The sequence below is a fragment of the Micromonospora sp. AMSO12t genome (genome assembly GCF_008806585.1).
GTDB classification, from domain to species: domain Bacteria; phylum Actinomycetota; class Actinomycetes; order Mycobacteriales; family Micromonosporaceae; genus Micromonospora; species Micromonospora reichwaldensis.
The window spans coordinates 1-8,080 of record NZ_WAAS01000276.1 but is presented as its reverse complement, the minus strand read 5'-3'; the positions used below and the strand labels follow the sequence as shown (position 1 = coordinate 8,080).

General features: G+C 76.9%; 4 protein-coding genes and 2 pseudogenes. 2 read left to right on the top strand and 4 right to left on the bottom strand.

Annotated elements, in window-relative coordinates; translation table 11 throughout:
- Together F6X68_RS27565 and F6X68_RS27560 are read right to left on the bottom strand one after the other, a co-directional pair.
- The coding region (locus F6X68_RS27565; protein WP_151456997.1) for a hypothetical protein at positions 1–3,638 on the bottom strand (3,638 nt) is incomplete at its 3' end.
- Positions 3,639–3,904: 266 nt separating this feature from the next.
- Positions 3,905–4,849 carry a zinc finger domain-containing protein gene (locus F6X68_RS27560; protein ID WP_225852457.1) on the bottom strand — a complete coding sequence of 315 codons (945 nt, stop codon included), beginning with the start codon at positions 4,847–4,849 and terminating at the stop codon, positions 3,905–3,907.
- A 110-nt stretch (positions 4,850–4,959) separates the two neighbouring features.
- Between F6X68_RS27560 and F6X68_RS27550 the strand changes: the two genes are divergently transcribed.
- Positions 4,960–6,165, top strand: a complete 1,206-nt coding sequence (locus F6X68_RS27550; protein ID WP_151456996.1) for a hypothetical protein — start codon at positions 4,960–4,962, stop codon at positions 6,163–6,165.
- Between the two features lie 130 nt (positions 6,166–6,295).
- Here F6X68_RS27550 and F6X68_RS34435 read toward each other — a convergent pair whose 3' ends face one another.
- Together F6X68_RS34435 and F6X68_RS34430 are read right to left on the bottom strand one after the other, a co-directional pair.
- Positions 6,296–7,084: an S-adenosyl-l-methionine hydroxide adenosyltransferase family protein gene (locus F6X68_RS34435; protein WP_225852458.1), complete on the bottom strand. Its 789-nt coding sequence runs from the start codon at positions 7,082–7,084 to the stop codon at positions 6,296–6,298.
- A gap of 258 nt (positions 7,085–7,342) precedes the next feature.
- Positions 7,343–7,708 (bottom strand): annotated as a pseudogene (locus F6X68_RS34430) (GNAT family N-acetyltransferase); the annotation flags it as partial.
- Between the two features lie 146 nt (positions 7,709–7,854).
- On the opposite strand from F6X68_RS34430, the pseudogene F6X68_RS27540 reads away from it, so the two are divergent.
- Positions 7,855–8,080 (top strand): annotated as a pseudogene (locus F6X68_RS27540) (hypothetical protein); the annotation flags it as partial.

Genomic DNA, 8,080 nt, shown 5'->3' with positions numbered 1-8,080 from the left:
GGTGTGGTCACCGGGACAGGGCCGGTGAACGGGGAGCTGCCGACGACGTTGAACGACCGGATCCGGTAGTGGTAGGTGACGCCGCGCGCCAGCCCGGTGTTGGTGAAGCCCCGGCCGGTGACGGTGAAGGTCGCCACCTCCAGGCCGAACGCCGGGTCCAGCGCCCGCTGCACGATGAACCCCGCGCCCGGTGCCGCCGGCGTGCTCGCCGCCCAGGCGAGGATCACCGTCGCCGTGTCCGGCCCGGGTGCCGTCGCGGTGGCGGTCACCCCCGTGGGCGGGCCCGGCGCCGGCGGGGTGGTCGCCCGGGCCACCGTAGACCAGGCCGACGAGGCGCCGAGATAGGTGGTCCGCACCCGGTAGTAGTACGTGGTGTCGGGGGCGACGGCGATGTCGAGATGGTTGTCGCCGACGCCGATCGCGGTGGTGCCCGGCCCGCTGCTGAACGTCGGGTTGGTGGCCCGCTGCACGTCGATCCCGGTCGCGAAGGAGCGGTTGGCCCAGCGCAGCGCGATCCGCAGCGGCGCGGCCGGCGGGATCGCCGCGGTCAGCCCGGCCGGCGCGGCGAGATGCACCGAGGCCGGCACGCTGTTGGACCACGTGGAGCAGCTCACCGCGTTCTCCGCCCGGATCCGGTAGTGGTAGGTCACCCCGGGGATGACGCTGGCGTCGGTGTAGCGGGTCGCCGTGGCCGCCACCGTGATCGCCGTGAGGCCCGCCGTGAAGGCGGCGTCGGTGGCCCGCTGGAGCTGGTGGCTGGTGGCCGGTGGTCGGCTCCCGTTGCCCGTCCAGGTCAGCGCGATCGCGGGCAGCGCGGTGGCCGAGCCGGGGGCGGGGGTCGCGGTCAGCCCGGTCGGTGCCCGGGGCGACACCCGCAGCACCAGCGGCCGGATCATGCCCTGGTCCCGGTGGCCACCGAGCTGGCTGTGCCAGTGGTACTCCCAACCGAGGTTGACGAGCTGGTTCACCACGACCGCGGGTCGGCCGTCGACCGGGCTGACCGGGGTCGAGCCGGTCCGGGCGCCCGCCGGCCGTAGCGGGTCGAGCAGCCGTACGCTGTCGCCGATCTTGAACGGCAGAGGCGGCGCGACCGGCCGGAGCGCGACGATCACGTCCTCGCGCGGGTCGACCCGGACGACCTGCTTCCAGCCCCGCTCCGCCGGGTGCGGCGGCCGGGTGGCACCGTCCCAGCCGACCCGGCCGACCAGCTGCACGTCGCAGCCGGTGAACCGCACCGGCTGGGTCTGCCGGCTGTTGCCGCGGATCCGCCAGAGTTGGGTGCCGTCGCCGGGCCCGCCCACCGCGACGGCCGGATCGCTGACGTGCAGCACCTCCGTGGCCGGGTCGGTCGGCCCGAGCGGCAGGACGGTGGGAGAGAGCGGCCCGGCGTGCGGGTGCCCGACGCCGAGCCGGCCGACGAGCCGGCCGTGGTCCGGTTCGAAGACCTGCTGCACCGCCTTGACCTCCAGCGGCAGGAGCACCGGGGCGGCGGCGCCGGCCGGGACGAAGCTGACCGTCGCGGCGTGCACCGGGACCACCGTGTCGCGCGCGGTCCGGGTGCCGAACGCCACGTCGTACGCCGGCTGCGGCACGATCGGCGGGCGCTGGCTGGCCGCGTACGCCTCGGGCAGGCGCTCGCGCAGCCGCGCCAGGTCGTACGGCGGCGCCGGGGTGCCGGCGACCCGGAACTGGAGCAGGGTGCGGGTGTTCGGACCGTACCCGGGGTGGGTCGGCGGCGCGCTTCCCTCGGCGCTGCGGTCCGGGGCGCCGGTGTGGTGGTCGGCGCGCGGGTCGAAGCCGGGCAGCGGGGCCGGGCAGTCGTTGTAGAGGATCAGCGTGCCGCCGGGCGCGACGGTGGAGAAGTCGACAAGCACGTCGGCCGCCTCCCCCGGGGCGAGCAGCAGCGCGTGCGCGTCGACGTTGAGCACGGTCGGGTCGCGCCGGTCGTACCGGTAGCTGACCGGCCGGTTCGGCACCACCACCGGCGCGGGCAGCAGGCCGCACTCGTTGCCGATCTGGACGAGCTCCGGGCCGGCGGCGCGCGGGTCCGGGACCCCGCCGTCGCGCCCGTCCGTCGGCCAGCCGGCGGGCCGCTCCGGCGCGCGTACCGCCTCCACCGTCGGCACCTCGCCGGCGTCGGCGTCGGCCAGCCCGCCGTCCGGGTCCCACATCGGCCCGTTGGAGCGAGCCCGGTAGAGCTGGAGATTCAGACCGCGGTCCAGGCAGGCGTTGAGGATCCGGAACCGGTATGTCCTCGGCTCGACCTCCAGGTACGGGTACGCGATCCCGTTGACCAGCACGGTGTCGCCGAACGCGTCCGGCACCGCCGAGGGGTGCGGGACGCCCGGCGCGAGCGGCGGCTCGTCGGGGTCGGCGACGGGGTCGTGGTGCGGGTTCGGCACGGGGTCCGCCCGGTGCCGCGTACCGCCGTGCTCCCGCTGCCCGGCGTCGTCGCCCGTACGCGACCACGGACCGTAGTCCCACCGGCCGGTCGGGTTCGTCCCGTCGGCCCGGTGCGGGTTCTGCCGGGGCTGGTAGACGTGCGGGTGCCAGAGGCTGCCCCGGGAGCCCCAGCGGTCCCGGTCCCACGTCGGGTCCTCCCCGGCGAGCTGGGCGTCCTCCGGCACGAACGTCTTGTCCTCGATCACCAGGGGCAACTGGTCGGCGGGGAGCACCTCGTCGGCGACGAGCCGCTCCTCGGCGGGGTCGGTGAGCAGGTAGAGGGCGACCTGGCCGGAGTAGACGGTGAGCCGGGCCAGGCCGACGGTGTTGTCGTGGAACCAGCACAGCCGCCCGCTCTGCTCGTTCGGGTAGTAGAGCGTGGTGGCGCCCGCGCCGGGCGGCGGCATGTCGGGCACGTGGGTCAGGCCGGGCCCCGTCGGGTAGGGGGTGATCTCCCCGGCCGGCGTCACCCACTGCCAGGGGTTGCCGGCGCTGGTCCAGCCGGTGTGCGCGCCCGCCAGCCGCAGCACCGCCCGGTTCTGCGGGTAGGGCGCCGGGCCGTCGAGCGGGCCGGCCCCGGCGCCGTCGACGGTCGGGTCGACCGGCAGGAAGAGCTCGCCGGAGCGGCCGGTGGGAAGCTGGTTGATGAACTTGACCCGGACCGGCCGGCCGCGCCGGGCCAGGATGAGCGGGCCGAGGTGCCAGGGGCGCCCCGCCGGCGCGACCGTGTTGTGCCCGTGGGCGTCCGTGCCGAGGTTGAGCTGCCGGTAGCCGCGCAGCCGGGTCGCCGGCAGGTCCCGGTGCAGCCGCTGCGCGTACTGCTCCAGGCCAATCTCGTAGTAGTCGCAGCCCGGATAGCTGGCGGTGTCCGGCACCGCCACCGGCAGGTGGGCGCCCAGCTCGGTGCGGCCGAGCGCGCCGGGGCGGGGCAGCGCGTCGACGAACTTGCGGATGCCGGTGCCGGGCAGCACGCAGCCGTCGGCGTCGACCACCGGCAGCGGGCTGCGGGCCTGGTTCGGCAGCGGACCGAAGTAGCGCGGGACGGCGGCCGGGTCGAGGCTGGCCGGCGCGGCGACCGGCTCGGCCGCGCGCCGGGCCGCCGGCACGGGACCCGCCCCGGTCCCGTCGGCGTCGTGCTCGGCGCGGGCGCTCGCCCGCTCCGCCCACGGGATCCGGAGTCTGCGGAACAGCTCCATGGCTCTCCCCGGTGTCCGGGCGCGGCGGCCGCCACGTCGGCGTGGCGGACCGGTCGCGCGTCGCTGACGATGCGTGAGGAGTCAACCGCAGCATGCGACCTCGACGCCGATGTTAGGAAGTACCCAATCGTCCGTATCTGTGGCAAGGACGCGACTCGCCGCCCTGCCGGCGGAGTGTCCCGCCCGACACGCCGGCCGGGTGGCTGCGGGTGGCTACCCGCCATGCGCGACGCAGGACACGCGCGTGTCGCACCGGCCCGGCCGGGTCAGTCGGCGGGACGCTCCGGCTGGCAGACCGGGCACCAGTAGGTGACCCGCTCGCCCAGTTCCTCCTTGCGGATCGCGGTGCCGCACCGCCGGCAGGGCTGGGCGCTCCGGCCGTAGACGTAGCTGGTCTGCCCCCGGCGCAGCGATCCGGTGGTGCTCTGCGTCCAGCGGCCCCGGTTCGCCGCGAGCAGCTTCTGCGCGAGGGCGACGGTGCCGGCGAGGTCCGGCACCGCGCGCACCGGGGTCCACGGCGAGACGCCGCGCAGGAAGAGCACCTCGCACTTGTAGAGGTTGCCGACGCCGGCCAGGTTGCGCTGGTCCAGCAGGGCCTCGGAGATGGTGACGTCCGGGTCGGCGGCCAACCGGCGCACCGCCTCCGCCGGATCCCAGTCCGTGCCGAGCAGGTCGGGGCCGAGGTGCCCGACGAGCGACTCCTCCTCGGCGGTCGGCACCAGCGCCAACTCGTGCAGGTGGTAGCCGACGGCGACCGCCCGCGCGCCGCGCAGCACGACCCGGATCAGGTGCGCCGGCCGGGCCGCCCAGCGTTCCCCGGGCGCGTACGCCCGCCAGGCGCCGTCCATCCGCAGGTGCGAGTGCAGCGTCCAGCGCGCCCCGCCGTCGTCTCCCGGGGCCGCGTCCCCGGCCGCACCGCCGCCCTGCGCCGGGGCCGTGCCGCCCTGCGCCGGGGCCGTGCCGCCCTGCGCCGGGGCCGTGCCGCCTCCTTGCGGTGTGATCGGGGCGTCGGGCGGTGGCGTGGCGTGCGGTGGGGCGGTGAGCCGCAGCAGCAGGTGCTTGCCCCGGCTGGCCGACTCCCGCACCGTCCAGCCGGCGAGGTCGGTCGCGGCGAGTTGCGGCACCCGGAAGTCGCTTCCGGCCAGGCGGGCGCCGGCCAGGGCACGGTGCAGTACGCGGGCGGTGTTCCAGACGGTGTCGCCTTCGGGCACCCGTCCATCCTTCCTCGTCCGAGCCGAATTCGCATGTGTCGCTATTTGTATGGTGGTTCCTGTCGATCTACCGACAAGGGCACGATCAGGGAGTTCTGAGGAGAATGCCCATGATTCTGCCCCAACGTCGTGCCCGTACCGCCGCCCTGACCGTCATCCTCGCCCTCGCCCTCGTACCCGCCCCGAGCCCCGCGCTCGCCGCCGCCGGCGGCGAACGGTGGAGCACCGACCTCTCCCGCGTCGACGCCGACGACGTCAACGTCCGGCACACCCGCGCCGGGCTCCGCCTGGCCGACCCCCGCCCCGCGCGGTCCCGCGCGCCCCGCAGCGCGGTCGCCGAGGGGATCTTCCTCGCGTCGCCGCGCACCCTGGCCCGGCCGGCCACCCGGATCCGCGCGGCCGTCGACGCCCGCACCGCAGCCGGCGGCACCGCCGAGGCCCAGGTGCGGGGCTGGCGGGCGGCGGGCTGGACCGAGTGGCGCGAGGCCACCGGCGGGGCGGTCTTCGACCGGCCGGTCACCCGCGTGCAGACCCGGGTGGTGCTCACCGCGAGCCGGCCGGGCGCGACCGCGGAGGTGCGCGCCGTGCGACTCACCGCCGACACCGCCGCCGCCGTCGCCGCCTCGCCCGGCCTCACCTACCGGGTGTACGCGACGCGGATCGGGCTGGTCGGCGAGGTGACCGCCAACGGGCACACGATCGTGACCGGGGACCACTTCGTCGCGCTGCCGTCCCGGCGCGCCCTGGCCCCGGCGAACACCGGCGACTACACCGTGCGGGTCTGCACCACCACGGGCAGCCGCTGCGAGTACGCCCCGGTCTGGGACGTCGGCCCGTGGAACACCCGGGACGACTACTGGAACCTCAGCGCCGTCCGGGAGAACTGGAAGGACCTTCCGCAGGGCCGGCCGCAGGCACAGGCGGCCTACCAGGACGGCTACAACGGCGGGCGGGACCAGTTCGGGCGGGTGGTGTTGAACCCGGCCGGCGTCGACCTCGCCGACGGCACCTTCTGGGACGGGTTGCAGCTCACCACCAACGCCTGGGTGGACGTGGCGTACCTGTGGACCGGCGGCGGCCCGCGTGGCGTGGTCGGCGACGGTCCGCTCAACATCCGCGCAGGCGCCGGCACGGGGTACGCGGTGCGCGGCCTGGCCGCCCGGTACGCCAACGTGCCGATCGAGTGCTACGTGACCGGGCAGACCGTCGCCGGCCCGTACCGGACCACCAACCGGTGGAACCGCCTCACCGGCGGCCAGTACGTCAGCCACGCGTACGTCTCGGCGGTCTACGGCGGCACCGTGCCGCTCTGCTGACCACCACCCGCGTACGCCCGCCGGGCCGGCTGGCTCCGGTCCGGCCCGGCGCCCGGGTCGCCCGCCCCCGCCGGCCCGGCGCCCGCGCGGTCCCTTGCCCGGTCGGCCCGTTGCCTGCCCGGCCCGTTGCTCAGCCGGCCGTGATGTGCAGCAGGTCGCCCTGCGCCACCGCCAGCAGGTCGACCGCCCGGCCGCCGTTGACCGCCACGGCGACCCGGCCGGCGGAGTCGACGTGCACCAGCAGCCCGCCCGGTCGGGCGTCGCCGAAGGTACGCCCGTGCACGGCCTCCCGGCCGGGCCCGGCACCCGCGCCCGGTCGCACCCGGACCCGGACCGGCAGCGCCGCCAGCAGGTCGGCCGGCGCCGCCAGTTGGACGTTGCCGAAGTGGTCGACGGTCAGCACCTCGGCCGTGAACCCGTCCGCCTCGCGCCGGAGCACCGGCGCCGGCAGCCGGACCAGGGACTCCGGGTCGACCGCCGGGCCGACCCCGGACAGCGGTGCGCCGAGCGCCAGCCGCGCGGCGACCGGCGCGAAGACGTCCCGGCCGTGGAACGTGCGGGACACCTCGGGCGCGAGCCACTCCGGATCGGTCAGCTCGACGGCCGCGGTCACCCCGCCCAGCGCCTCGGCGGCCTCCACCAGCAGGCCGTTGTCCGGCCCCACCAGCAGCCCGCGGGGCGTGGCCAGCGCGACGCCCCGCCGGGTGGTGCCCACGCCCGGGTCGACGACGGCCACGTGCACCCCCTGCGGCAGGTGCGGCACGGCCTGCGCGAGCACCGCCGCGCCCCGGCGTACGTCGGCCGGCGGGACGAGGTGGGTCACGTCGACGACCCTGACCTCCGGCGCCAGCCGCGCGATCACCCCGTGGCAGGCGGCGACGAATCCGTCGGCGAGGCCGTAGTCGGTGGTCAGCGAGATCCACGGGGCGCGGGCCGCGTCGGCGGGCGGGCCGGCGACGACCTGCCGACCGTGGACCGGGCGGCCGGCGGGGACCCGTCCGTCGGCGGTGAGGGGCAGGTCCGGGACCGGCCCGTCGGCGGTGAGGGGCAGTTCCAGGACCAACTCGTCGTGCAGCGGGATGCCGTCCTCGCCGACCACCGGGATGCTCGGCTTGAGCCGGCGGGCCCGGTCCACCGCGCCCCGGTCCACGCACACCAGCCGCAGCCCGCGCCGCTGGTAGAAGCGCAGCGCCCGCAGGTTGTCGTTCGTGGTGACAAGCCAGAGCCGGGCCCGGCCGCCGGCCCGGGCCACCTCGCCGGCCGCCGCCAGCAGCGCCGTGCCGACGCCGCCGCCGGGCGTCGCGGCCACCACGCTGACCACCTCCAGCCCGTCGGCGTCGTCGTGGTGGGCGAGCACCCCGACGACCGCCCCGGCCCCGTCGGTCGCCACCAGCGCGGGCAGCGTACGCAGGTCGTACCGGGTGTCGTGGGCGACGACGTACGGCCCGCCCCACTCGCGTTCGTGCAGCGCGTCCACGGCCGCCCGGTCCCCGGCCCGCGCCGGCCGGACGGTCACCCCGTCCGCCCCGTCCACCACGGTCATCGTCGGCTCCCCTCGTCGCCCGGTCGGGATCGTACCGACGCCGGCAGACCGCCCCGGTCGACCGGGGCGGTCTGGCAGAAATGGGACAGCCGCACTGACCGACCGGCCACTGCCGGGACGGGATCCGGTTGGGCAGACTGCCAGGGGTGACCAACCGGAGCCTGCCCGCCGTCGCGGTGCTCGTGATCGCCGCCGCCCTCACCGCCGCCTGCGGCGACGACGCGGAGGACCGGCGCGCCGCGCCGCCGGCCGCCACGGCGTCGACCCCGGCCGACGTGCCGACCCCGGGCCCGACCGGCGCGGCGGAAGCCACGGCGACGCCCGCCGCCCCGCCGAGCGCCCGGCCGACGGGGGCGGGTCCGGCGGGTCCGA